The sequence below is a fragment of the Rubellimicrobium rubrum genome (assembly GCF_006152115.1).
GTDB classification, from domain to species: domain Bacteria; phylum Pseudomonadota; class Alphaproteobacteria; order Rhodobacterales; family Rhodobacteraceae; genus Rubellimicrobium; species Rubellimicrobium rubrum.
Genome location: NZ_VDFU01000001.1, coordinates 155,251 through 179,673, shown reverse-complemented (window position 1 = coordinate 179,673; position 24,423 = coordinate 155,251). Strand labels below are relative to the sequence as shown.

Below are 24,423 nucleotides of genomic sequence, written 5' to 3'. Positions count from 1 at the left end.
CTCTGAGGATCATGTAGACAGGGGCCTTCCAGCCTCGTCAGTCAAATCCGTGGCTCGATGTCGGCACACGTGCGCGTCAAGGTCGGAATCCTGTGACCCCGGAGCTTGGCGATCATGCGCAGACTCGTGTTCTGGTCTCCCATGCGAGAGGCATAGGTGTCACGCAGGCTGTAGATCGTCGCTTTACCGCTCTATGCGTTGGTTTTCGCGCCGCCATTGCACTGCCTTGCTGAAAGAGTTTGCCTTTAACTTGGCGCACAGCCCGCGGCTCGGACGTAGTTCTCGCACTCTGTGCGCGTGAACAGATTGCGGATGCTGCCCAGGGTTTCGAAGGCAAGCCTTCCCCGCCTGGCAGGGATGCAGTACTTCCACAGCATGTTCGAGAGCGGCGTGGCCTTCGGTCACCTCGACAACGATCGCTACGGTCCCCGACGATGGACCTCGGTAGAGGATATTCTAGGCATTGGCACTCCTGCGGCCTGACCCCGATCCCACACATCCTTTCCAAGAGAGCGTTTGGGCTTTTCCGCGCCCAGCCGTGGCACAGTCGAGCTCGGTTCACATCATCATCGAACACCAAGGGGTCACCATCGCCGATACGCGCCGGTCCGTCCGGGTGATCGAGACGAGCCACCCGCCGAGCTACTACATCCCGCCCGACGACATCCGCCCGGGCCTGCTGCGCCACGCGTCGGGGCGCTCGCTGTGTGAGTGGAAGGGCGAGGCCGTCTACTGGGACGTCGTGCTGGGGGACATCGTTCTTTCAAGGGTGGGCTGGAGCTATCCAAGGCCCTCGCCCGCGTTCGAAGCCTTGCGCGATCACGTCGCCTTTTACGCCGCCCCGTTCGAACGCTGCACCGTGGACGGCGAATTCGTGGTCCCGCAACCCGGGCGCTTCTACGGAGGGTGGATCACCTCCAAACTGTCAGGCCCGTTCAAGGGCGTGCCCGGGAGCGATGGGTGGTAAGGGGCCCGGCCTTCGAAGCGCACGACGAGCCCGCCTTCCTCCCACTCGCCCGCCGACACCATCGCGGCGTGCCCCACCACGGTCACGAGATCCCGGAACCCGCGCGCACCCACCCGCAGAAAGCTCTAGAGCTAAACCGCTAAGTGGTGGATTTCCGGCTCCAGCTGACCGGGAGCGATCCAAAGGCTGGCGACGGTGACCGGAAGCTTGAAGCGTTTCGGACCAGCGCTGCCTGGATTGAGGAAAAGCACGCCGCCTCGCATCTCGATCTTGGGACGGTGCGAGTGGCCTGACACCACGACGGATGCATCAGCCCCCAGAGCAGCGAAGCGCAGTTCGGCCAAGTCATGCACCACGTGAAAACGCATGTCGCCCATAGAGAAGGACTCGGTGTCCCTATAACGGCTGGCCCAGACGGCCTTGTCGATGTTTCCTCTGATCGCAGTTGTCGGCGCCAGCACGCGAAGAGCGTCGATGATCTCGGGCGCACCAATGTCGCCTGCATGGATGATGTGGCGGGCTCCGCGGAGCGCTTCCAAGGCCTCTGGGCGCAGCAGCCCATGCGTGTCGGAAATGACGCCGATCCTGAACCCGGACTGCATGGCTTTTGCGCCTTCTCTGCGACGTTGCAGTTCCTGTAGCACATCTCCCGACGCTTGGCGGTTGCTTCTGGCAAGGTAACGCCATCACACAACGGACCCAGCCTCAGGGCAGTGTAGCTTGCACGAGCGCGGCACCGAGGTAAGCCACAAGACTGGGCGATTCTGGTCGCCCAAGTTCGGGCCGGTGTTTGTGGCCGAGGTCAGGTGGAGGCGAGCGCAGGGGATGCGCCCGGTCGCCCGCTGGCGTTGGCACTCCGACGAGGCATTCGTGAAGACTTGTGCAGGATATCGTTGGCTTGGGGCAGTTCGCGGTTCTCCCGTTCGAGCGCCTTGGGCCGGTCCGCTATCTCGGTCCGAACGCAAGCCTGAGGACCGCCCACACAGCGCAGTTGCGGCCAGAAGGCCCGTCACGAACCAGAAGACCCCAAACGCTCCTGTCAGTTAAGAGCCCCTAGCAGCGCGTCGCTCAGGGACGGGATGGGTGAGCGCACCGTCATGCTCAACCGTGTGAACAGGAACGAAACATGCGGCAGAAAAAGGCCGTGCAGCCTGCCTTTCAGGGCCTCAACCAACGCCATGGGGTGGAACAGATACCCCGACAGGGCAAGGGACAGTGGCATGTGGACAAGGTAGATGGCTTAGGGGATCCACTGCCATGCTGTCCCATCTTGGTCGGTGGCCATTTGACCTGTCACCACCAGCGGGATCCCGAGGCCCTTGGCGATGTCGATCCATGTCCCCCGACCACGTCTCCCGACCCATCGAGATAGCCCCGGTGTCGTTGTCACCGGCTTCAGAAGACCACCACGCGATTGCGTGCCCGACGAACTCTGGGTGTCCGTATCCAGTGTTGGCCGGAGTGCGGAGAGGATCAACGCCTTCGCATCCTCGGCACCGGTGTCGCTGCCTCGACGGATGAGGCGGGCTCTAGCACCGAGTGGTTCCGCATAGACCACGAGCAATCTCCCGGCCAAACGGGCACGAGAGGTCAACTCGGGCGGAGCGGACCTTAACCAAGGCCCGCGCACCCCGCCGCAAGCTGTCGTCAGGCCGTCTTGCATACGTTTGCGAAAACGTCATGATGTCGGCATCCAGGGATCATCAGGGAGGGCGGAATGCCCGACGACATCCAGCCGCCCGCACGTGAGCCTGTGCTCCAGGTCGAGCGGCGCGATTATACGCAGCTTGCCCCGGAAGGTCGGGCGCGGGTGCAGCCGATGCGCGGCTTCGATCCCATCTACACGGACATCGTCGACTACATCGTCCGCTGCACGCACCGCATCTGGGACGAGCGGGATGTGGGCCTGATCTATACCCACTACACGCACAACTGCGTCCTCTATGGCACCACCGGCACGCTTTATACCCGCGAGGAGGTCGTGCGCGACACGATCCAGCGCCTCGTCAGCTTCCCCGAGCGGCGGGGCATGGCCACGCAGGTCATCTGGCGCGGCGACGAAGACGAGGGATTCTACACGTCGCATCTTGTGACCGGGACAGGGCGTCACACTCAAAACGGGCATCTCGGGCCGGCGACAGGGCGCACCTTCACCTCGCGCACCGTGGCCGACTGCATGATCCACGAGAACAAGATCTACCGCGAATGGGTGGTCGCGGACACGTTGGCAATCATCCAGCAGCTTGGCCTCGACGGCTGGGCCTTCGCCGACCGAATGGCGCGCGCCGCCTTCGATAAGGGCCTGCTCAGCATCGACATCGGAGAGAACCGGCGGCTCATCGGGCAGATGCCGCCCGAGGCCGAGCCGGACCTGTCCATCGCGCACAATGACCTGGAACGCGACACGCTGCGCTGGATGCATGAGGTCTGGAACGGCCGGATGTTCGGCCGGATCAAGGACGTTTATGCGCCCAACTGCCAGTACCACGGCCCCCTGATGGTGGAACTGTACGGGCAGGCGGCGGTGATCCACCAGACGCTGGGCCTGATCGGCTCCATTCCCGACGGTGCCTTCATGCCGCAGCACATCTGCTCGACCCCCAGCGAGGAGGGCGGGATTAAGATCGCGGTGCGCTGGATTCTCGAAGGGCACCACATGGGCTACGGCATCCTCCAGGCGCTGGGCGAGCCGACCGGCAAGCGGCTGCAGGTCATGGGAATGACCCATCTCCACGTGAAGGACGGCAAGGTCGTGGACGAGTGGCGCGTCTACGACGAGCTGTCGCTCATGATGCAGGTTCGGCTTGCGCAGATGGCCGGCATGGCATGAGCGAAGTGACCGAGGCCGAACTGCGGGCGCGGCTGGCTCAGGCTGGAATCCGCCTGCACGAAGATGAGATTGCACCAGTGCTGGCTACGGCCCGCTTCCTAGTGCGGGCGGCCGAGAAGGTCCGGGCCGGACGACCATGATCCGAGGTTCACCCGCGCCATCCCTGGCCGAGGCCGGGGCGGCACTTCGCGCCGGGACGCTGACGGCTGTCGAACTGCTCGGACGGCACCTGAGACGGATCGAAACCGCAGACGACATCGTACGAGCCTTCTGGGCGATGGACCCAAGGTCGCACGGTCTCGCGGCGCAAGCCGATGCGGAACTTGCAGCAGGGATCGACCGGGGACCGCTGCATGGCATCCCATTCGCCGTAAAAGATATGGTCGATCTGAAGGGTCTCGCGACCAGCAACGGCTCACGGTTGCCGAACAGGGTGGCGGAGCAGGACGCGGTTGCAGTCCAACGACTGATCGAGGCCGGGGCGGTGCCGTTGGGTCATGTCGCAACCTACGAATGGGGCTTCGTCGGGCCCGATCCAGGACTGGAGCATCCGCCAGCCCGCAACCCCTGGAACCCGACCCATATCACCGGAGGATCATCCTCCGGCTCGGCGGCGGCGGTGGCGGCGGGGATGGTGCGTCTGGCCGTGGGCAGTGACACCGGAGGCTCGATCCGGTCGCCATCCGCCTATTGCGGCGTGGTCGGCCTGAAGCCGACCTGGGGGCGGGTTCCACAGGACGGGTTCTGGAAGATCGCTGCTGAACTCGATCATCCCGGGCCGATTGCCGCGACGGTTCAGGAAGCAGCGCTGATGCTCGATGCAATGGCGCCGGGGACCGGCGCGGCGTCACGGCTGGAGCAGGGGGCCGAAGGGCTGCTGCTGGGCTACGCCCGGGACTGGTTCGCACGTGACCCAGCCTGCGATCCCAGAGCACTTGCCGGGATGGACGAAGCGGCCTCTGCCCTGTCGCTTGCCGGGGCACGCATCGTCGAGGTGTCGATGCCCGACTACGATCTGCTCGAAGCGGTGGGTGCGGTCATCATCCACGTGGAGGGATTGCGGATCCATGGCGCGGCGCTGCGGGACCGCCCGGACCTGTGGGGCCGCATGGCCGTTCAGACGCTCGCCGCCGGGGTCGTGCTCACACAGAACGATCTTGCCGCGGCGCGGGCCTTGGTGCCGATGCTGCGGGGGCAGGTAGACCGGGCACTGGACGGGTGCGACGCGCTGCTCTGCGCGACCACCCTGTCGCCTGCGCCGCCCTTTTCGGCTTTTGAGAAGGGAGCAGCTTGGACCCCGATGCGAACGCTGCCATTCAACGTTACCGGACACCCGGCGATGTCGGTTCCAGCCGGGTTGGCAGGCGGGTTGCCGGTCGGTCTCCAGATCATCGGACGGCATGGCGACGAGGCGACCGTCTGCCGCGTCGGCCATGCCTTCGAACGGGCGACGGACCACGCCGCCGCCCGCCCCGATCTTTAGGCCTGCATCCGGTCGAGCCGAAGCTGCGCGGCGCGGCGGTGCCCTTCGAGCCCCTCGGAGGCGCTTTGCCGCGCGGCGGGCGGGGCCACGGCGCGCACGCCCCGGTCATCGAGCCACTGATGCGTCGCGACCTTGACGTAGGACCCGACCCAGAGCCCGCCGGTGTAGCGGCCCGCCGCCATCGTGGGCAGCGTGTGGTTGGTGCCGATACACTTGTCCGAATAGACCACCGAGGCCAGCTCCCCGATGAAGAGCGAGCCGTAGTTCCGCAGACGCTGCCCGAAGGCGTGCGGGTCGGCGGTGTGGACCTGAAGATGCTCGGCCGCGATGTGGTCGGAATAGGCGATCATCGCCTCCTCGTCCGACGCGACCGCGATCTCGCCCTTGCTTGCCCAGGACGGCCCCGCGACCGAGGCGGTGGAGAGGGTCGCCAGTTGCTTCTCGACGTCGGCCAGCACGGCGCGGCCCAGATCGGCGCTGGTGGTAATGAGGCCCACACGCGTCCGCACGTCATGCTCGGCCTGCGCGAGGAGGTCCGTCGCGATCATCTCGGCCTCGCCTGTCGAGTCCGCGAGGATGTAGATCTCGGACGGACCGGCCAGCTGGTCGATGCCCACGGGGCCGAAGACCTGGCGCTTGGCCTCGTTGACGAAGGCGTTGCCGGGGCCGACGATCTTGTCCACGGCGGGAACGGTCTCGGTGCCAAAAGCCAGGGCGGCGATGGCCTGCGCGCCGCCGATGCGGAAGATGCGGTCCGCGCCCGACAGGTGGCAGCCCGCGACCATGGCCTGGTGCGCGTTGGGCGGCAGGCAGGCGATGACCTCGTCCACTCCTGCGACCTTGGCGGGCACGATGGTCATGATCGGCGCGGACAGGAGTGGGAACCGCCCGCCCGGAACGTAGCAGCCCACCCGCTCGACCGGGATGACACGGTGGCCCAGATGCGCGCCGGGCAGAATCTCGATCTCGAGTGGCTGCATGGTGGCTAGTTGCGCCTCGGCGAAGCGGCGCACGTTCGCGATGGCGAACTCGGTGTCCGCCCGGGTCTGGAGATCGAGTGCATCGACAGCGGCCTGACGTTCCTCGGGGGTGACCTCAAAACGGTCGAGGTCGGACCTGTCGAAGCGTCGCGCATAGTCTGCCACCGCCGCGTCGCCTTCGGCCTTTACGCGGGCCAGCACTTCGGCCACGAGGCGCTGCACCTCGGCCGTGTCGGCGGCGGCCTCGGGGGACGGGGCCTTGATCCAGGATATGCCGGGAAAGTCGTTCATCGTCAGCCTTGTGCCAATGTGTGCTGCAGGGGATCGGCTCAGCAGAGCAGGATAAGGTCGCTCACGTCACCTGGCGGCCCATTGCCTGCCCTGCGTCCTGCCGAAAGGCTGACGTTTTCTGCATTCGTTTGCAAGAAGGTTCCGTAGAGGCACTGCGAAGCTTGTCAGGTCACCGAACTTGTGTTCTGCTCCAGTTTGCAAACGTCTGCAAAGAGCCGTCGCAACGGCCGAACGACCCGACAGCGGAAGGACCTCCCATGACATTCCATCGGACGACCCTCGTCTCCCTCGCGGCGCTCCTGATCGCGGGGCCGGCCCTGGCCGAGTGCGGCATCGAAGCCGGATCAGTGCGCATCCTGTCCAACGACTTTGAGGCGTTGCGCCTCGTCAACTCCGAGGCCGCCACCTGCGCGAGCGAGACCGTCACGGTGGAGTCGAACGCCACCTCGGAGCACAAGAACATCCAGGTGCCCGCCCTGACCGGCAACCCGGCCGAGTACACCATCGCGATGGTCGCCAACAACTCCATCGTGCCGCTGCTGAACGACGGCCTGATCCGCCCGCTCGACGACCTCGTGGCCGAGTACGGGCAGCAGCTCCAGCCGAACCAGCTCATCAAGATCGACGGCAAGACCATGGCCATCGCCTTCATGGCGAACTCCCAGCACCTGTTCTTCCGCCGCGACGTGCTGGAGCAGGCGGGCGTGGAACCGCCGACCACCTGGGAAGGCGTGCTGGACGCCGCCAAGGCCATCAAGGACCAAGGGATCATGGAGCATCCGCTGGGCGCCTCAAACGCGACAGGCTGGGATCTCGCGGCCGAGTTCGTGAACATGTACCTAGGGACGGGGGCCGAATTCTTTGCGCCGGGCACCGCCGAACTGGCGATCGACAACGAACAGGGCCGCGCCACGCTGCAGATGATGCGCGACCTGACCCAGTACATGGCGCCCGAATATGTCACCTTCAACGCGAACACGATGGGCGCGGTCTACCAGTCCGGCAACATGGCCATCATGCAGCAGTGGGGCTCGCTGGCCGGGGCGACCATCGACCCGGCCAAGTCCACTCCCGAGGTGGTCGAGAACACGGTCTTCGCGCCGTCGCCCACCATCGGGGGCGGCACGACCCCTGCGGCCGCGCTGTGGTGGGACGGCTTCACCATAGCGCAGAACATATCGGACGAGGACGCGGAGGCCAGCTTCCGCGCCATGATGCACGCCATCCGACCCGAAGTGGCGGCCGAACATCCGCAGGTCGCGACTTGGCTCATCGCGGGCTACGAGCCTGGCCCCACGGCCGCAGGCGTGATCGGCACCGCCATGAGCGGCGCGCGACCCTATCCCATGGTCCCCTATATGGGCCTCCTGCACGAGACGCTGGGCAACGAGCTCGCCGATTTCATCAAGGGAAGCGAGGACGCGGACAAGGCGCTGGCCGACATCACGGCCTCCTACACCGCCGCCGCGCAGCAGGCGGGATTCCTGCAGTAAGCGACCGAACGGGCCGGGACCGCTGGTCCGGCCCGCCCCTGGGACCGCAGCAGAAACGGACCGGCCGTGCCGCATTCGACCTTCTTCCGCTTCATGTTCCCGTCGCTGCTCGCGATGCTCCTGTTCATCGCGCTGCCGATCGTGTCCATCGTGGTGCAGTCGCTGTTCATCGAACATGAGCAGGTGATCGTCACCTCGGAGACGTGCCAGCCCTTCGGCGGCTGCACGAGCACGAGCACTGTGGACTCGGCCGCCACGGCGCAGTTGCGGGCGGAGGAACCTCTGGGCCGGTTCAACGGCCTGGGAACTTACATCGACCGCAATCATCTCGCCTTCGGCGAGTTGCGGGACATTCTGACAACCAGTGACGGGTTCACCGATGCGGTGTCGCGCATCTACAACCTGCCGCTCTACCGGGCGCTGGCCTTCACGGTGACCTACTGCGCGCTGGTGACCCCGCTGGCGATGATGCTGGGTCTGCTGATCGCGCTGGCGGTCAATACCGTGCCGCAGATGCTCAAGGGCCCAGTGATCTTCTTCAGCCTCGTGCCCATGCTGATCACGCCGCTCGTGGGCTCGCTCATCCTGTTCTGGATGCTGAACTCCGAAGGCATCCTGGGCGCGGCGATCCAGAACGTCTTCAACGACCCAGGCCTGTCCACCCGCTCTTCGGCGCCGCTGACCTGGGCCATGCTGATCGTCTACGGGATCTGGACCAACGCGCCCTTCAGCTTCATCGTCTTCTATGCGGGCCTTCAGGCCGTGCCGCGGGACACCGTGGAAGCCGCCATGATCGACGGCGCGTCCCGGATCGAACGCATCCGCTATGTCGTCCTGCCGTCGCTGAAGCCCCTGATCCTGTTCGTGCTCCTGGTGCAGCTCATGGACAACTTCCGGGTTTTCGAGCCCATCATCAGCTTCAACGCTGCCGCCAACGCGACCTCGCTGAGCTATCAGATCTATTCGAGCCTCAACACGCAGACCTCGCAGCTCTTCGGCTCGGCCGCCGCGACGAGTGTCATAACCATCGGGTTCATCGCCGTGCTGATCGTCCCGGTCCTCCTGCGCGTCGCGCGCGAGCTTTCGACAGGGAGGGGCTGATGGACGCCTTCTCGCGTCGTTCCCCGGTGATCCGCGCCACGGCCACGGGCTTCGTGCTCCTCTGGCTGCTGATCGCGGCCTTTCCCTTTGTCTGGACGGTCTGGGGATCGTTCAAGGTGGAGCCCGACTTCTTCTCGCGCGATACTTGGTGGCACGCCATCCTGGGCACCAACACGGCCCGCCTGACTGGCGACGCCTTTACCGGGGACGGCTACTACGGGGCCTGGGTCACCACCCAGTTCTGGCGCTCCACGCTCAACACCGCGATCATCACGGTTTGCGTGGTGGTGATCTCTCTCTCCTTCGGGACGCTGGGCGGCTATGCGCTGGCGCGTTCCACGGCCCGGTATCGGTTTGTCATCCTGATCGCGGCGCTGTTCTTCCGGGCCATGCCGGACATCACGCTCGTGTCGGGCTACCTGCTGCCATTCTTCCAGCTCAACATCTGGGGCTACCTGCCCACGGCCATCATCGTGCTGGTGGCGCTGAACCAGCCGTTCACGCTGTGGATGATGTACAGCTTCTTCCAGGGCATCCCGCGCGATCTGGACGAAAGCGCGCTTGTGGACGGCTGCACGCGGTTCCAGGCGTTCCGGCTGGCCATCGTGCCGGTGATGTGGCCGGGGGTCATCACCACGGGCCTGTTCGCCTTCCTGCTGGCCTACAACGACTTCTCGGTGACCGGACTGGTGCTGAGCGAGCGGAACCAGACCATGGTGCCCAAGATCGCGAGCTACCTGGGCCAGATCCAGAGCGAGGGGAACGTGATGTTCGCCGTCGCCGCCGTGGTGAGCATCACGATCCCGATCTTCCTGCTCGTGATGTTCTTCCAGCGGTATCTGGTGTCCGGCCTGACCGCCGGGGCGGTCAAGGGCTAGACCCGGGCCTGTTCAAAGGCGGTCCAGGCTGCCTCGAACGCCTCGAACGTCTCGAAGCCCTGACGCGAGGGGGCGAGGATGACCTGCTCGCTGGCGCGTAGCTTGGCCATCGACTCCGCCAGTCGGGGGATCACGGCGGGCGGGATCACCACGGCACCGTGCCGGTCCGCGTGGATCAGGTCGCCGGGGGCGACAGTCAGGCCCAGGACAGTGACGGGCGTCCCGATCTCGCGGATGTGGACGAAGCCGTGGCTCGGGCCGATGCTGCCGGCCACCACCGGAAAGCCGTCCGGCAGGTCGCCCAGATCGCGCAGCACGCCGTTGGTCAGCGCCCCCGCGATGCCCAGAGCTTTGTGCAACGTGGTGTTCACCTCGCCCCAGAACGCCCCGACCGGGGTAGGGTCCAGATCCTCGATCACCGCGATGGCCGGCTTGGGCGCCTCCCACATGGCGCGGTAATACGCCATGCGGCGGGCGCGGATCGTGGCCGGGTCCTCGGTCGGCGGCTTTTGCGCGGAAAGCCGTGCCGTGACCGCATAGCCCACCATGGCCAAGCCCGGGGCTGAGCAGACCGGGGTTCCGTGCGTGAAGGCCGCAAACCCGCGTCGTCCTTGCGCGACCTCGATGGCGTTGCAAACGGTGGGGGTGTCCGCCCCCCGAAGGAGAGCGAGAAGGGCGTCGTTCATCAGTCCTCCAGCCAGCGGCGCAGGGCCGCGTTGGTCGCCTCGGGTTGCTCAAGCGTAGGGAGGTGGCCCGCGTCGGCGATCAACTCCAGCCGTGCATGGGGCATCAACTCGGCCATCAGATGCGCCCGCTTGGGCGGCACGAGCCGGTCCTGCGCCCCGGACAGGATCAGCGCCGGCCGGTTCAGACCCCTCAGCGTGTCCTGCTGGTCGGGACGGGCCATGAGAGCACGCGACTGGCGCAGGAACACGTCCGGTCCCAGCGCCATGGCCATGTCATGGCAAAGGTCGAGGATCGGTCCTGTCAGTCCGGATTCGGAAAGGTAGAGCGGCAGCATCGCCTCTTGGAGGAGGGATCCGAGTTCCCCAGCCTCTGCCCGAGCCATGCTGGCCCGGCGCGCCGCCTTGACGTGATCGGCCTCCGGCAAGGGGTTGGTGTCAAGGAGGGCGATGCGCTCGACCCGCCCGGGCGCCTGCCGGACAACTTCCATCGCCACGATGCCGCCCATGGAAAGGCCGGCCAGCGCGAAGTGGGGCGGGGCCTGCGCCAGGACGGCGGTGCCCAGCGCCTCCATGCTGTCCGCGCTTGCGATCTCGGCCAGATGGATGCTGCGGGTGCCCGAGAAGGCCGCCAGTTGCGGCCCCCAAAGACGGGCGTCGCACATATGGCCCGGGATCAGGACCAGCGGCGTCACAGGGCGAAGCCCGCTAAGCCGCTCATCCAAGAAGCCGTCCGGTCAGTCCCGCCGGGTCGTCGGTGGCGGTGACGCGATAAAGCGACGCCTCGCCTGTCATCGAAGGGGCAAGGGCATGCCGCTCACCGGGCTTGATCAACGCGGTGTCGCCCGGGTTCAGCACCGTCTCGGGCCCGTTCTCGAAACGCAACCGCCAGTGGCCGCGCATCGGCATGAGCACGGCATGGTGGTCATGGGCGTGCATCTCGTCCGGGACGGAGTTGCGGGACAGGAACTCCACCTCGAAGCCCGGGCGGTCCGTCAGCATGCCGTCGGCCCCGATCACCTTGGCGGGTTGCCTGTCGGACAGCGCCATCAGATCCCAGTAACGGGCGACATGGTGGGGCACCACGTCGAGTGTCGTGGGCTCGGGGAACTGCGCAAGCTCCTCGTCCGTCAGGAGCGGCATGGGCGGCACGCCGTCGGGCAGGGTCTGGCCCTTCTTGCCGTCGTAAAGCTTGCCATTCTTCCCCAGCACGAGGCCGTGGTCCTTGGCGTCGGTGATGACCTGCGGGGCCCAGATCACGCCACCCCCGGCATCGTCGCCGCCCAGGATCGCCATGATCATCCCGTAATCGGTGCCGATGTTCTCGAAGCCGCGGAAGATGCCGGTGGGGATGTTGAAGATGTCGCCCTCCTCCAGCACCACCTCGCCCGCGTTGCCCCAGCGGCCCCAGAAGAAGCGCCATCGGCCCTTGAGGACGAAGAACACCTCGGCCGTCCGGTGGCTGTGCAAGGAGTTGCGGCACTTGGGTGGCTGGCCCGCGGCGCCGATGTTGAAGCCGGGCGTGTCGCGAATATGGACGTGCTGGTCGGGTGATTCCGAAACGCCGCCGCCGATGATGGTGAAGTTCTCCTTCTGGTTCGACCCCGGGGTGTGGGCGTCGATGAAGGCGGTCTTGCAAGGCCGCAGGTCGCCGTAGCGGACGATGCGGGAGTCCATCTCGTGCGGGGTCATGTCTCACCTGTTGGGGAAGGGGCCGGGGAACGCTGGGTTCCCTGGGGAAGGCGGGCGGAGCCGCGGATGATCAGGGGCCCGGCCAAGCGGATCTTGTGCGGCTGGGCGTCACCCTCGATCCGCGCCATGAGGACGTCCACGGTGGCGGCCACCATGGCGTCCAGCGGCTGCCGGTTCGTGGTCAGGTCATAGGCCGGCCAAGCCGCCATCGGCACGTCGTCGTAGCCCACGACCGACACATCCTCGGGCACGCGCAGCATGGCCTGGAACCGAAGGGCGTCCATCACGGCAAAGGCCATGTGGTCGTTGCCGACAAAGATCGCGTCGGGCCTGTCCGGTCGTACGACCAGATCCAGCGCCGCCTTGGCCGCGACGGCGCGGTCGTAGAGGCCGTCCATGATAGCCACGGGCTCCTGTTCCGCCTGCGCCAACCCGGCGCGGAACCCCTCGGCCCGGTCCCGCCCCGTCGAGGAGCCCTGCCAGCCGGCGATATGCGCAATGCGCCGGTGCCCGCCCGCCAGGAGGAACTCCGCCACCTGCCGCCCGCCGGCGAGGTTGTCCGAGGTGACCTCGGACAGGCGCGGGTCGTCCTGGCCCCGGTTGAAGGCCACGACGGGAATGCCCGCCGCCTCGCAGCGCGTAGCCAGGTCGTTGCTCATGGCGACGGACGCGGTGAGGATCGCGTCCACCTGATAGTCGAGCAGCTCGTCCACCACCTGTGCGGTTTTGGCCGCGTCGTTGCCCGCCAAGAACACAAGGATGTGGTAGCCCCGTTCCTGGAGCGAGCGGGACAGCCGCGCCAGCGCCAACGGGTAGAACTGGTTCTCCAGATAAGCGACCACGAGGCCGATGATGCGCGAACGGCCCGTGATCATGGCTCGGGCCAGCACGTTGGGACGGTAGCCCAACTGTTCCGCCGCATGGCGAACCTTTTCCGCCGTCTTCTTGGACACGCTTGCCCCTGGCGTGAACACCCGGCTCACGGCGGACTGCGACACCCCGGCAAGGGCGGCGACCTGGGCGGAGGTGATCCGTTCGGCCATCGTCACTCCGCCGTCCAGCCGCCGTCCACGAGGAGAGACGTCCCCGTGATCAGCGCGCTCGCGTCCGAGGCAAGGAAGACGACAGGGCCCATCAAATCTTCTACTTCGCCCACGCGGCCGAGCTTGATCTTGGACAGCACCCATGTCCGACGTTCCGGGTCGTCCAGCGTCGGCGCGGCCAGCGGCGTGCGGATGAAGGTAGGGCAGAGCGTGTTCACGCGGATGCCATGCGGCCCCCATTCGATGGCCATGGCCTTGGTCATGCCCTCCAGGGCGTGCTTGGAGGCGCAGTAGACCGCCCGGTCCGGCCCGCCGACATGGCCCATCTGCGACGAGATGTTGATGAGGCTGCCCGGTTTGCCCGCCTCGATCAGCCCGCGCGCCACCTCTCGGGTCAGGAAGTACGCGGCCCGGAGGTTGAGGCTCATGGCCGCGTCATAATCCTCGGGTCGGGTGTCGAGCGCCGGTGAATGCCGGGCCAAGCCGGCTGCGTTCACGAGGATGTCGAACGGCCCCGCCTCGGCGACAAGCGTTGCCGTCGCGGTCAGGTCTGTGACGTCGAGCGGATGAACCGAAGCCCGCCCGCCCGCACCGCCGATCACCCCGGCCAGTTCCAGCAGTTCACCTTCGCGCCGGGCCACCAGCGCGACCTCGGCTCCTGCCTCGGCTAGCGCCACGGCCGAGGCGAGGCCGATGCCTGAGGAAGCGCCCGCCACGACGGCGCGCCTGCCGTCGAGCCGGAACGAAGGGGTACGGGGCAGGGCCAAGGGGCTACTCCGCTGCCTTGACCGCCAGCGCCGGCTGGCCGTAGGGCACGTTGCGCCCGCCGTACCGGCGGACGCGTATGTTGCACTGCTCGGTGTGGCCCACGAAGCCTTCCAGCATGCACAGCCGCGAGCCGTACTCGCCCACCATCGCTGCGGCCTCGTCGGTCAGGATGCGCTGGTAGCTGTGGGTCTTGAGGAACTTGCCAACCCAAAGCCCGCCGGTGTAACGCCCGGCGCGGCGCGTGGGCAGGGTGTGGTTCGTCCCGATCACCTTGTCCCCGTTGGCCACGTTGGTGCGCGGCCCAAGGAACAGCGCGCCGTAGCTGTGCATGTTTTCCAGGTACCAGTCGTCGCGGTCGGTCATGACCTGCACGTGCTCGTAGGCCATGTCGTTGGCGACCCCGAGCATCTCGTCGTGCGTGTCGCAAAGGATCACGTCGCCGTAGTCACGCCACGAGGCACGAGCCGTCTCGGCCGTGGGCAGGATGGCGAGCAGACGCTCCACTTCGGCCATCGTGCCTTCCGCAAGGCGGCGCGAGTTGGTGATGAGGCAAGCGGGCGAGTTGTAGCCGTGCTCGGCTTGACCCAGCAGGTCGGTGGCGCAAAGCTCGGCGTCCACGGTGTCGTCGGCGATGAGCATGGTCTCGGTAGGGCCTGCGAAAAGGTCGATGCCCACGCGCCCGAACAGCTGCCTCTTGGCTTCGGCCACATAGGCGTTGCCGGGACCCACGAGCATGTCCACGGGCCGGATCGTCTCGGTCCCCAGCGCCATGGCGCCTACGGCCTGCATGCCCCCCAGCACATAAATCTCGTGCGCGCCGCCCAGATGCATGGCGGCCACGATCGCGGGGTGCGGCTCACCTCCTACCGGCGGAGCCGAGGCGATGATGCGGGGAACCCCGGCCACATGGGCCGTCAGCACCGACATATGGGCCGATGCGACCATGGGAAACTTGCCGCCGGGGACATAGCAGCCCACCGACTGGACCGGAATGTTCCGGTGGCCGAGGATTACGCCAGGCAGCGTTTCCACCTCGATGTCGCGGAGGCTCGCCTTCTGCGCTTCGGCAAAGCGACGGATCTGGTCCTGCGCGAACCGGATGTCGGCCATGTCGCGGGCCGGCACCTTCTGCAGCGCCGCCTCGACCTCGGACGGCGACAGACGGAACGAGGGCGGATCGTAGCGGTCGAAGCGGGCGGACAGTTCGCGCACGGCGGCATCGCCCCGTGCGCCGATATCGGCCAGGACCGCCTCTACCGTGGCTCGGACCTTGGCGTCGTCCTGGGCGCGCTCCGTTTCGGGCTTGCCGCTCTTGAGATGCGAGATCGCCATGAAGTCCTCCTTCGCGCGGGCCTAGACGGCCAGCCTTTGGCCCGAGGCGGGGTCGAACAGATGGCAGATGGCCGGTGGCACGTTGATGGCGATCCGTTCGCCGATCTGCGCGCGTACCTCCTTATGCGCCTTGACCGCCACGAGAGCGCCGCCCGCGCGGACCGTGATCATCGTGGCATCGCCCAGAAGCTCGGTCGTATAGGCCGGGGCGACGATCTCCCCCTCGGAGGTGAGCGTCGCGTCCTCGGCCCGGAAGCCAAGAGTCACGGGACCGTCGGGCCCGCTCAGGCCGGGGATGCGGACGTTCTCGCCCTCGAAGACGCCGTCATTGATCCGTCCTTCCATCAGGTTCATGGCGGGGTTACCGATGAAGCCGGCGACAAAGGTGTTGGCCGGTCGGTCGTAGATTTCCGTCGGCGTGCCCATCTGCTGAACCTCGCCGCTTTTCATCACCACCACGCGGTCTGCCAGCGTCATGGCTTCGACCTGGTCATGGGTGACGTAGATCGTGGTGACCTGAAGCTCGTGGCTCAAGTTCTTGATCTGCGCCCGGGTCGAGACGCGAAGCTTGGCATCAAGGTTCGACAGCGGCTCGTCCATGAGAAAGACCGAGGGCTGCCGCACGATGGCCCGAGCCAAGGCCACGCGCTGCCTTTGCCCGCCCGACAAAGCGGCGGGGCGGCGGTCGAGGAAGTCGGTCAACTCTACCATGGTGGCGGCGCGGCGCACCCGCGCGTCGTGTTCTGCGACCGGGACGCGGCGGACCTTCAGGGGGAAGCGGATGTTCTCGTAGACCGATAGGTTCGGGTAAAGGGCATAGCTTTGAAAGACCATGGCGATGTCGCGGTCCTTGGGGTCGAGCCCGTTGACGCGCCGCCCGCCGATCAGGATGTCTCCTGAGGAGGCATCCTCCAGCCCCGCGATCATCCGCATGGTCGTGGTCTTCCCGCATCCGGAAGGGCCCAGGAGCACGAGGAACTCCTTGTCGGGGATGGACAGGTCAAGCTCCTTCACCCCGACGAACGAGCCCCAACGCTTCGAAAGGCTTCTCAGCTCGATGTCAGCCATTCACGCTCCCCGCCGGACGGATGGATCCAGGTCCATGCCCGCCTGTTCAGCACTCTTGCGCCACACTTGCCGAGACGCAAGTCGTTTTTGCAGACGTATGCAAGATCTCGGCGCGCGGTCGTGGCGCAGCCTGCCGCTCGCGACGCGGTAAGGTGTCCTAAAAGCCGTTGATTCAGGCCGTTGGCCTTTGCATGGCCGTTTGGCATCCAGGAACGCGGCAATCCCGGAGTTCCGTGGAACAAGCGTCCGCGTTTCCGGCTTTGACCTGAAGCGGAGCCCACATGACCTCTTTGCGAGAAGGACATTGAACATGACCCCCGACTTGGAAGAGCTGATCCGACAGCGCGCCCACGAGATCTGGGAGCGGGAAGGTCACCCCCATGGACGACACGAAGAGCATTGGCAGTTGGCCGCGGACGAGATCACGCAAGAGCTCGACCGCATCAAGGCCGCCCACACCCCTGCCACCGCAGAGGAGATCGAGTCCCCGACACCCCCGACCAAGGGCCGCAAGCCCCGTGCGGCCAAGGCGGCAACCGCCGGCGAAGCCTCAGACGCACCAAGCAAGCGCAGCCGCAAGACCGGGGCCGACGACCAAGCCGCATCCCCGGCTGAGGCGCCGAAACGCCGGAGCCGCGCGCCGAAGGCCCCGGAGGGCGGGCAGTCCGAACCGGCCGCCGAAGCTGCGCCCAAGACCCGTCGAAAGAAGCCTGTCGCGGCCGAGGCCAGTCCCGACGCAAGCACGCAAGAGCAATCCGCCCGGCGGCGGCGCAAGCCCTCTTCCGAGTCCGGGACCGTTCACTAAGCGCGAGTCCGGCCAAGCGCTTGTGGAGGTGGACCTGACCGGCATGGCCGGCCGACGCAGCGTCACCACGACCCCAAGAAGCCAGCCGGGCCCGGCCTGCTCGACCGACACTCGTTCGGATTGGTCTCGCTCATCGCCTGTGCTAGCGGGTGCGTTCACGCAGGCGTCTGGACCGGTTTCCAGGCGTTGGACGGACGGATCGCTGAAAGGACGGCGCATGAACGCACCGGAACACCCCCCGGAGCCACGGCTCACCTCGCTGTCGCATGGTGGCGGCTGCGGGTGCAAGATCGCCCCGGGCGTTCTGTCCGAGATGCTTCGCGGCGCCGGTACGCTCCCGATCCCCGAGGCGCTGATGGTGGGGATCGAGACCTCCGATGACGCGGCGGTCTTTCGGCTCAACGACAGCCAGGCGCTGGTCGCCACCACGGATTTCTTCATGCCGATCGTGGACGACCCCCACGACTTCGGACGGATCGCCGCCACGAACGCCATCAGCGACGTGTACGCCATGGGCGGGCAGCCGATCATGGCCCTGGCCTTGGTAGGCATGCCCATCAACGTCCTTTCCACCGACACCATCGGGCGCATCCTGGCCGGCGGCGCCTCGGTGTGTCGGGCCGCGGGCATCCCGATCGCGGGGGGGCACTCCATCGACTCGGTCGAGCCGATCTACGGGCTGGTGGCCTTGGGTCTCGTCGATCCCCGGCTCGTGCGGCGCAACGCGCAGGCCGAACCGGGTGACGTCCTGATCCTTGGCAAGCCGCTAGGTGTCGGGATCATGTCCGCCGCTCTCAAGAAAGGCGCGCTGGACGCGGACGGCTACGCGCGGATGATCGACATGACCACCCGGCTCAACACCCCCGGCCCTGATCTGGCCCGTCTGCCCGGCGTCCATGCGATGACGGACGTGACCGGCTTCGGGCTGGCGGGGCACGCGCTCGAGATGGCGCGTGGCTCGGGATGCGACGTAGGGCTCGACTGGTCCAAGGTCCCCTTGCTTAACGAGGTTCGTGCCTTGGCCGGGGCAGGGTTCGTCACCGGGGCCTCGGGCCGCAATTGGGCCAGCTATGGCGCCGAGGTGGCTCTGCCGGACGGCTTTGCCGCCGAGGACCGGGCCCTCCTGTCCGATCCGCAGACCAGCGGCGGGCTGCTGGTCTCTTGCGCGCCGTCCTGCGTGGACGAGGTGCTGGCGGTCTTCCTCCGCCATGGCTTCGAAGGTGCTTCGGTGATCGGTTCAATCGCCTCCACCGCAGCCGAACCACGGCTTCGGGTGCGCTAAGGCCGCTGGCGTCGGTTGGGTGGGCTGGTCCGGCCCTTCCGTGTTCCCCTAGGCCACGATAGGAGCCCCCATGCCCCGTGCCTTTGCATCTGTTTCGGAGTTCCTCGCCCATGGCTTCGACGCCGTGATCGATGTGCGCAGCCCTTCCGAATACGCCGAGGATCACGTTCCCGGAGCGGTGTCCCTGCCGGTGTTGTCGGATGACGAGCGGGCCCGGGTCGGCACGATCTATGTCCAGGACAGCCCGTTCCGGGCCCGCAAGCTTGGCGCCGCGCTGGTCGCCCGCAATGCCGCCGCCCATATCGAAGGGCCGCTGGCCGACAAGGGCGGATCCTGGCGGCCCTTGGTCTACTGCTGGCGCGGGGGCCAGCGCTCGGGCAGCTTCACGACGATCCTGGGACAGATTGGCTGGCGGGCCGAGCAGGTGGAGGGCGGCTATCGCAGCTGGCGCAGGCTCGTGCAGCGGACCCTTTACGAGGAAACCCTGCCGCACCGTCTGATCCTGCTCGATGGGCTGACCGGGACCGCCAAGACCGAGTTGCTGCACCGACTGGCCAAGCTCGGCGTGCAGGTTCTGGACCTGGAAGGGCTGGCACGGCACCGCGGGTCGCTGCTCGGCGGTCAGCCCGGCGGCCAGCCGGGGCAAAAGGCTTTCGAGACGGCCTTGGTGGCCCAGCTCGCGGCGCTCGATCCCGCGCGTCCCGTGCTGGCCGAGGCGGAAAGCAGCAAGGTGGGGGCCCTCTCGCTTCCGCCAGCGCTCTGGTCGGCGATGCAGGCCGCCCCCCGCATCGAGATCACGGCCACCCTCGATGGTCGCGCCCGTTATCTCGCCCAAGCCTATTCCGACCTCGCATTCGACCGCGACCGGCTCGAGCCGTTGCTGCATCAACTGGTCCCGCTGAGAGGGCGTGCCACCGTGGACCGCTGGGTCGCGCTCCTGCGGGATGGACGGTTCGACGAACTGGCCGCCGCGCTGATGACGGACCACTACGACCCCGCTTATCGGCGCAGCCGCTCGCGCCATCCGGTCGCGGTGCTCCAGACGGTCGATGTCGGTCCGCTGACAGGTCCGGACCTCGAGCGCGCGGCCGAGAGGATCGCTGCTGCGGTCACAGCCGGCTAATCCGACAGGCGCAGGTGGCAGCGGGTCGGGACGCGTGTCAGCAGCAGCCAGCGCGATTGGAACTAAAATCCCACGGCTCGCCGAACCTTGCGATCGGTTCGGTGTTGGAGATCGGATCGCCACGATCCGCGCGGCCACGGACCTGACCGGTCCGACCGGTCCGCAGCATCGAGGTCGTGGCCGGCTCGCATCGGGAGAAACGGATGGAATTCGAGGGTAAAGTCGCTTTGGTGACCGGGGGAAGCTCCGGGATCGGACGCGCGACCGTCTTGCGGTTGGCTTCAGAGGGTTGCTTGGTAGGGGTGTTGGGACACGGCAAGGACAAGGTGGATGAGGTCGTGTCAGAGGTCGCCCGAACAGGTGGGACGGCGTTCCCTCTTATCGCCGATGTGGCGTCGGAGCGGGACATGGAAGCCGCCACCGCAGCCCTGGTCCAGCAGTTCGGGCGGCTGGACTACCTGTTCGCCAACGCCGGGATCAACGGAGTCTGGGCCCCCATCGACGAGATCACGCCCGAGGAATGGGACCGCACCATCGCCACCAACCTTCGCGGCACCTACCTCACCCTGCATTATGGGGTTCCGCACCTCAAGAAAGCTGGAGGAGGGGCTGTGGTCATCACCGCCTCTGTGAACGGGACGCGGATCTTCTCGAATGCCGGAGCGACCGCGTATAGCAGCACCAAGGCTGCGCAGGTCGCGATGACCCAGATGCTAGCGCTGGAGCTGGCCAAGTTCCGCATCCGGGTAAACGTCGTCTGCCCCGGCGCCATAGAAACGGCGATCGATCAGAGCACCACCCACCGAAGCCAGGAGGTCGCCGAGGAGCCGGTCGAGTATCCCGAAGGCGAGATCCCGCTGACCGATGGAGAGCCGGGGACAGCCGACGAGGTCGCCGAACTCGTGGCGTTCCTTCTATCCGATCGCGCTCGCCACATCACCGGCACACCGGTCTGGATCGACGGAGCCGAGTCCCTGCTGGTCGGCTGAAGCCCATGGTCGCCACGCCTGCATAGGCGAGGCACAGCACGACCGCTGGAGGCAGGGTCCTCCGGACCGGAGAGAAGGCCGTAAGTAGGCCGCCTACTCGGCCGCCCACGCCGTGGGAACGAAGGCGTGCGCGTCCAGCAGCGCGTCCTTCTCCCGCTCCGCCTCAATCCGGGCGACCCAAGCGCTGGTCAGCGAGCCGATGGACCGCCAAGCGGGCCCATTCTCTCCAGGATTGTCTTCCACGAGACGATGATTTGTCTGGTTCACCATTTGTTCCATCCTTTTCCCCCACCCGAGGGCTTCATGGAAACTGGCCAGAGCCCTTGGGCTCTGGACCGGACGCTCAGTAGGTGCGGATCAGGCCAACGAGGCGGCCCTGCACCTTTACGCGATCGTCAGGATAGACGCGTGTCTCATAGGCCGGGTTCGCGGCCTCGAGAGCGATCATCCCGTTCTGACGGCGGAAGCGCTTCAGGGTTGCTTCCTGACCGTCCACAAGGGCTACGACGATGTCCCCCGTGTCGGCAGTCGTCGCTTCGCGGATCACGACCACATCGCCGTCGTTGATCCCGGCGTCGCGCATCGAGTCCCCCCGGACCTCCAACGCGTAATGTCCACCCGGCGAAAGCATGACCTGAGGCACGGCTACCTGGCGCGCGACCTCGCTGATGGCAGCGATCGGAACACCGGCGGCGATGCGGCCCATCAAGGGCACCTCACGCGAGCCCCCACTGTCGGCCGGCAGGGAGCCACGAGGCGCAGCGGCGCTGGGCCGGTCGCCCGGGATCACCCGAGGCGTGAAGCCCGTCCGGCCTGACCGTTCCGCCAAAGCATCGGGCATGCGCACGATTTCGAGGGCGCGAGCGCGATGCGGCAGGCGGCGAATGAAGCCCCTCTCCTCAAGGGCAGTGATCAGGCGATGGATGCCGGACTTCGACCGGAGGTCGAGCGCTTCCTTCATCTCGTCGAAGGACGGGGGAACGCCGTCGCGTTGCACACGCCGGTCGATGAACTCGAGCAGATCGAGTTGTTTCTTGGTCAGCATGTCCGGTTCCCCACGCGCGATGTCTCTATGTTCTGGGGTCGTTCTCGTTTTGTGTCAAGTCGTTCCGCGCAAAAGAACGACGTCAGCCATGTCGCCGACCTGCAAAGGTCGTGCTCCGGCGACTTGGACCACAAGAGAATCCGCTTCGGCCAAGACCGTGAGCAGCGACGAGTCCTGCCGGTCCATCACCTCGACCGAGCCGTCCGGACCATGCCGGGCCCGCATGTAGTGCTCGCGCGGGCCGCCTGCTGCAAGGGGACGCGCCAAGGGACGACGTACCCGCGGGGCGGGCGCAGCGGGAAGGCCCTGCATCGCGCGGATGACGGGGAGCAAAAAAATTACTCCGCACACAAGGGCCGACACCGGGTTCCCTGGCAGCCCCAGCAGCACCGCACCATGGGGCATCCGCCCTGCCAGAAGCGGCTTACCCGGCCGCATGGCAACCCGATGGAAGTCAAGCGATGCGCCCATGCCCGTCACGACCGGAGCGATAAGGTCGTGATCGCCGACCGACGCGCCGCCAATGGTGACGATCAAGTCCGCATCTTCGGCGAGAGCGAGCGCTTGCCTCAACGCTCCCGGCGTGTCGCCTGCGACCGGAAGAAGGCGGGGCCGCGCACCTGCGCCCCGCAGCAAAGCATGGAGGCCAAAGGCATTGGCGGCGAAGATCTGGTCGGGGCTGGGCATCCCGCCTGGCATCACGAGTTCATCGCCGGTGGACAGAATCGCTACTTCGGGACGGCGCGCGACGACGGCGCTGGCCTGACCGAACGACGCGATCAGCGCCAGATCCATGGGGAACAGCAGGCGCGGCGCGGCAAGAGTCGCTCCCGCAACGAAGTCGTTGCCCTCGGGGCGGACATGGGCAGCGACGGCCGTGGGGGACAGGACGATGCTGTCGCCCTCGCGCGTCACCTCCTCCTGGATCACCACGGCGTCGGCCCCGTCGGGCAGCGGCGCGCCAGTCAGGATGCGGGTGGCCTCGCCTGGGTTGATGTGGCCAGTAAACCGGTGGCCGGCGGCGGACTCGCCTATGATGCGAAGCCGGGCTCCGGGACTGGCATCCGCGCGTCGCAGGGCAAAGCCGTCCATCGCCGAGGCAGCAAACGGAGGCTGGCTCCGCCGGGCCGTCACAGGGCGGAGAAGAACGCGCCCGTGTGCCTGGACGAGCGGCACCTCTTCCTGTTGAGGAGGCGGAACCAAGGCGAACAGCCGGTCGAGCGCCTCGGCGACCGAAATCATGGCGCCTCGTAACGGCCGGACTTGCCGCCCTCCTTGAGGCGGACACGGACCGCGCTGATCACCATGGCTCTGTCGGCCGCCTTGAGCATGTCGTAAAGCGTCAGCGCCGCGACTGAGACGGCGGTGAGCGCTTCCATCTCCACGCCGGTGCGACCCGTCGTCCGGACCGTTGCCGTGATGCGGACGCCGGGCAAGGCATCGTCGGGATCAAGATCGAGGGCGACCTGGGCCAGCGGCAAGGGATGGCAAAGGGGGATAAGGTCCGAAGTCCGCTTGGCCCCCATGATCCCCGCGATCCGAGCCACGCCCAGAGCATCGCCCTTTCCGACTCGGCCTTCCTTGACCAGGGCCAGCGTGGCGGCCTGCATCGTCAAAGTGCCCTCCGCCACCGCGACCCGATGGGTCTCGGACTTGCCCGAGACGTCCACCATCCGGGCGGCCCCATCCTCCCCGAAATGAGTGAGGCTCACAGGCCCCCCGCCGCGGACATGGGCGTGGCGAGCAGCCTGCGGGTTGCTGCGGCAACATCTTCCTCACGCATCAGGCTTTCACCCACAAGGAAGGCCCGGGCACCATAGCGCGCCAAGTCCGCGAGATCTTGAGGGGTGGAAAGCCCGCTTTCAGCCACGATGAGCCGGTCGGCGGGAACAAGGCGCGCCAGCTTGCGCGTCACGTCCAGGGACACCTGGAAGGTCTTGAGATCGCGGTTGTTGATGCCGATCAGGGGCGACTTGAGTAGCGAGGCCCGTTCCAGCTCCTCTTGGTCGTGAACCTCGATCAGGACATCCATGCCCCAGTCCCGGGCCGCAGCCTCCAGTTCGGCGGCCTGGGTATCGGACAGGCTTGCCATGATCAGAAGGATGCAGTCGGCCCCAAGGCTGCGCGACTCGGTGACCTGCCAAGTATCGTAGAGGAAGTCCTTGCGCAGCACCGGCAAGGTCACGGCCGCCCGAGCGGCGACCAGATACGAGTCCGCGCCCTGGAACGACGGCCCGTCTGTCAGCACCGACAGGCAGGCCGCGCCGCCGTCGGCATAGGCCTTGGCCAAGGCCGGGGGGTCGAAGTCCGCGCGGATCAGCCCCTTGGAAGGGGATGCCTTCTTGATTTCGGCGATGAGCCCATAGCCCTTGCGGGCGGCCTCACTCAGCGCCTTGGCGAAACCGCGAGGGGCCGGAGCGCCCCGCGCCTCGACTTCGAGATCGGCCAAGGGTGTCGCGGCCTTACGAGCGGCGATCTCCTCCAGCTTGTAGGCTTTTATGCGCTCGAGAGTGTCCATGCCCGACACATAGCGGCGGCTTGCTGCCTTGAAAAGCGCAGGGCGGACGAAA

The 24,423-nt window shown here is 66.8% G+C and carries 25 protein-coding genes; 11 read left to right on the top strand and 14 right to left on the bottom strand.

The window, feature by feature from the left end; genetic code table 11:
- The first annotated feature begins 538 nt into the window (after window positions 1–538).
- Window positions 539–967: a DUF427 domain-containing protein gene (locus tag FHG66_RS00905; protein WP_218013764.1), complete on the top strand. Its 429-nt coding sequence runs from the start codon at window positions 539–541 to the stop codon at window positions 965–967.
- Between the two features lie 131 nt (window positions 968–1,098).
- Here the strand turns inward: FHG66_RS00905 and FHG66_RS00900 are convergent, their stop codons facing one another.
- Window positions 1,099–1,611, bottom strand: a complete 513-nt coding sequence (locus FHG66_RS00900; protein ID WP_246082410.1) for a metallophosphoesterase family protein — start codon at window positions 1,609–1,611, stop codon at window positions 1,099–1,101.
- 1,073 nt (window positions 1,612–2,684) lie between these two features.
- Between FHG66_RS00900 and FHG66_RS00895 the strand changes: the two genes are divergently transcribed.
- Genes FHG66_RS00895 through FHG66_RS00890 form a run of 3 tightly spaced genes read left to right on the top strand, consistent with a single transcriptional unit; the run spans window position 2,685 to window position 5,280 of the window.
- Window positions 2,685–3,797, top strand: coding sequence for a nuclear transport factor 2 family protein (locus FHG66_RS00895; RefSeq protein WP_139074720.1), 1,113 nt, complete (start codon window positions 2,685–2,687; stop codon window positions 3,795–3,797).
- Window positions 3,794–3,937, top strand: a complete 144-nt coding sequence (locus FHG66_RS21430; RefSeq protein WP_176556071.1) for a hypothetical protein — start codon at window positions 3,794–3,796, stop codon at window positions 3,935–3,937. Before FHG66_RS00895 ends, FHG66_RS21430 begins: the two co-directional genes overlap by 4 nt.
- A complete protein-coding gene (locus tag FHG66_RS00890) occupies window positions 3,934–5,280 on the top strand; it encodes an amidase (RefSeq protein WP_139074718.1) in 1,347 nt (448 codons plus the stop codon). Before FHG66_RS21430 ends, FHG66_RS00890 begins: the two co-directional genes overlap by 4 nt.
- On the opposite strand, the gene hisD (FHG66_RS00885) is transcribed toward FHG66_RS00890, so the two are convergent.
- On the bottom strand, window positions 5,277–6,551 hold the full coding sequence (hisD, locus tag FHG66_RS00885; RefSeq protein ID WP_139074716.1) for a histidinol dehydrogenase: 1,275 nt from the start codon (window positions 6,549–6,551) through the stop codon (window positions 5,277–5,279). The two genes, FHG66_RS00890 and hisD (FHG66_RS00885), sit on opposite strands and share 4 nt — an antisense overlap.
- 257 nt (window positions 6,552–6,808) lie before the next feature.
- On the opposite strand from hisD (FHG66_RS00885), the gene FHG66_RS00880 reads away from it, so the two are divergent.
- The 3 genes from FHG66_RS00880 (at window position 6,809) to FHG66_RS00870 (ending at window position 10,023) form a co-directional block, all read left to right on the top strand.
- Window positions 6,809–8,044: an ABC transporter substrate-binding protein gene (locus tag FHG66_RS00880; protein WP_139074714.1), complete on the top strand. Its 1,236-nt coding sequence runs from the start codon at window positions 6,809–6,811 to the stop codon at window positions 8,042–8,044.
- Between the two features lie 66 nt (window positions 8,045–8,110).
- Window positions 8,111–9,145, top strand: coding sequence for a carbohydrate ABC transporter permease (locus FHG66_RS00875; RefSeq protein ID WP_139074712.1), 1,035 nt, complete (start codon window positions 8,111–8,113; stop codon window positions 9,143–9,145).
- On the top strand, window positions 9,145–10,023 hold the full coding sequence (locus FHG66_RS00870; RefSeq protein WP_139074710.1) for a carbohydrate ABC transporter permease: 879 nt from the start codon (window positions 9,145–9,147) through the stop codon (window positions 10,021–10,023). The genes FHG66_RS00875 and FHG66_RS00870 overlap by 1 nt, the downstream gene beginning before the upstream one ends.
- On the opposite strand, the gene FHG66_RS00865 is transcribed toward FHG66_RS00870, so the two are convergent.
- The 7 genes from FHG66_RS00865 to FHG66_RS00835 are packed head-to-tail and all read right to left on the bottom strand — an operon-like array spanning window position 10,020 to window position 16,609.
- Window positions 10,020–10,709: an RraA family protein gene (locus FHG66_RS00865; protein WP_139074708.1), complete on the bottom strand. Its 690-nt coding sequence runs from the start codon at window positions 10,707–10,709 to the stop codon at window positions 10,020–10,022. The genes FHG66_RS00870 and FHG66_RS00865 overlap by 4 nt on opposite strands.
- Window positions 10,709–11,431, bottom strand: a complete 723-nt coding sequence (locus FHG66_RS00860; protein WP_342777467.1) for an alpha/beta fold hydrolase — start codon at window positions 11,429–11,431, stop codon at window positions 10,709–10,711. The genes FHG66_RS00865 and FHG66_RS00860 overlap by 1 nt, the downstream gene beginning before the upstream one ends.
- Entirely contained in the window at window positions 11,424–12,398 is a 975-nt protein-coding gene (locus tag FHG66_RS00855) for a cupin domain-containing protein (protein WP_139074706.1), read from the bottom strand. Before FHG66_RS00855 ends, FHG66_RS00860 begins: the two co-directional genes overlap by 8 nt.
- Window positions 12,395–13,441 (bottom strand): LacI family DNA-binding transcriptional regulator, encoded by a 1,047-nt coding sequence (locus tag FHG66_RS00850; protein WP_139074704.1) that lies wholly within the window; start codon window positions 13,439–13,441, stop codon window positions 12,395–12,397. The genes FHG66_RS00855 and FHG66_RS00850 overlap by 4 nt, the downstream gene beginning before the upstream one ends.
- 2 nt (window positions 13,442–13,443) lie before the next feature.
- Window positions 13,444–14,208: an SDR family NAD(P)-dependent oxidoreductase gene (locus FHG66_RS00845; protein WP_139074702.1), complete on the bottom strand. Its 765-nt coding sequence runs from the start codon at window positions 14,206–14,208 to the stop codon at window positions 13,444–13,446.
- 4 nt (window positions 14,209–14,212) lie between these two features.
- The gene (gene hisD / locus FHG66_RS00840; RefSeq protein ID WP_139074701.1) at window positions 14,213–15,541 is read right to left on the bottom strand and encodes a histidinol dehydrogenase; all 1,329 of its coding nucleotides are present in this window, start codon (window positions 15,539–15,541) and stop codon (window positions 14,213–14,215) included.
- Between the two features lie 21 nt (window positions 15,542–15,562).
- Entirely contained in the window at window positions 15,563–16,609 is a 1,047-nt protein-coding gene (locus FHG66_RS00835; protein WP_139074699.1) for an ABC transporter ATP-binding protein, read from the bottom strand.
- 310 nt (window positions 16,610–16,919) lie between these two features.
- On the opposite strand from FHG66_RS00835, the gene FHG66_RS00830 reads away from it, so the two are divergent.
- The 4 genes from FHG66_RS00830 (at window position 16,920) to FHG66_RS00815 (ending at window position 20,808) form a co-directional block, all read left to right on the top strand.
- Window positions 16,920–17,414 (top strand): DUF2934 domain-containing protein, encoded by a 495-nt coding sequence (locus tag FHG66_RS00830; RefSeq protein WP_139074697.1) that lies wholly within the window; start codon window positions 16,920–16,922, stop codon window positions 17,412–17,414.
- Between the two features lie 217 nt (window positions 17,415–17,631).
- Window positions 17,632–18,696, top strand: a complete 1,065-nt coding sequence (gene selD, locus FHG66_RS00825) for a selenide, water dikinase SelD (protein ID WP_139074696.1) — start codon at window positions 17,632–17,634, stop codon at window positions 18,694–18,696.
- 70 nt (window positions 18,697–18,766) lie between these two features.
- Complete coding sequence (mnmH, locus tag FHG66_RS00820) at window positions 18,767–19,819, top strand: tRNA 2-selenouridine(34) synthase MnmH (protein WP_139074694.1); 1,053 nt, start codon at window positions 18,767–18,769, stop codon at window positions 19,817–19,819.
- A 203-nt stretch (window positions 19,820–20,022) separates the two neighbouring features.
- A complete protein-coding gene (locus FHG66_RS00815) occupies window positions 20,023–20,808 on the top strand; it encodes an SDR family oxidoreductase (protein ID WP_139074692.1) in 786 nt (261 codons plus the stop codon).
- Window positions 20,809–20,901: 93 nt separating this feature from the next.
- Here the strand turns inward: FHG66_RS00815 and FHG66_RS21425 are convergent, their stop codons facing one another.
- The 5 genes from FHG66_RS21425 to trpC all read right to left on the bottom strand — a co-directional run bounded on the left by FHG66_RS21425 (window position 20,902) and on the right by trpC (window position 24,371).
- Window positions 20,902–21,078 (bottom strand): hypothetical protein, encoded by a 177-nt coding sequence (locus FHG66_RS21425; RefSeq protein WP_176556070.1) that lies wholly within the window; start codon window positions 21,076–21,078, stop codon window positions 20,902–20,904.
- Between the two features lie 73 nt (window positions 21,079–21,151).
- Window positions 21,152–21,853, bottom strand: a complete 702-nt coding sequence (gene lexA, locus FHG66_RS00810; protein ID WP_139074691.1) for a transcriptional repressor LexA — start codon at window positions 21,851–21,853, stop codon at window positions 21,152–21,154.
- Window positions 21,854–21,907: 54 nt separating this feature from the next.
- On the bottom strand, window positions 21,908–23,095 hold the full coding sequence (locus FHG66_RS00805) for a molybdopterin molybdotransferase MoeA (RefSeq protein ID WP_139074689.1): 1,188 nt from the start codon (window positions 23,093–23,095) through the stop codon (window positions 21,908–21,910).
- On the bottom strand, window positions 23,092–23,565 hold the full coding sequence (gene moaC, locus FHG66_RS00800; RefSeq protein ID WP_139074687.1) for a cyclic pyranopterin monophosphate synthase MoaC: 474 nt from the start codon (window positions 23,563–23,565) through the stop codon (window positions 23,092–23,094). Before moaC ends, FHG66_RS00805 begins: the two co-directional genes overlap by 4 nt.
- Entirely contained in the window at window positions 23,562–24,371 is an 810-nt protein-coding gene (gene trpC / locus FHG66_RS00795) for an indole-3-glycerol phosphate synthase TrpC (protein WP_139074685.1), read from the bottom strand. Before trpC ends, moaC begins: the two co-directional genes overlap by 4 nt.
- Window positions 24,372–24,423 lie beyond the last annotated feature (52 nt).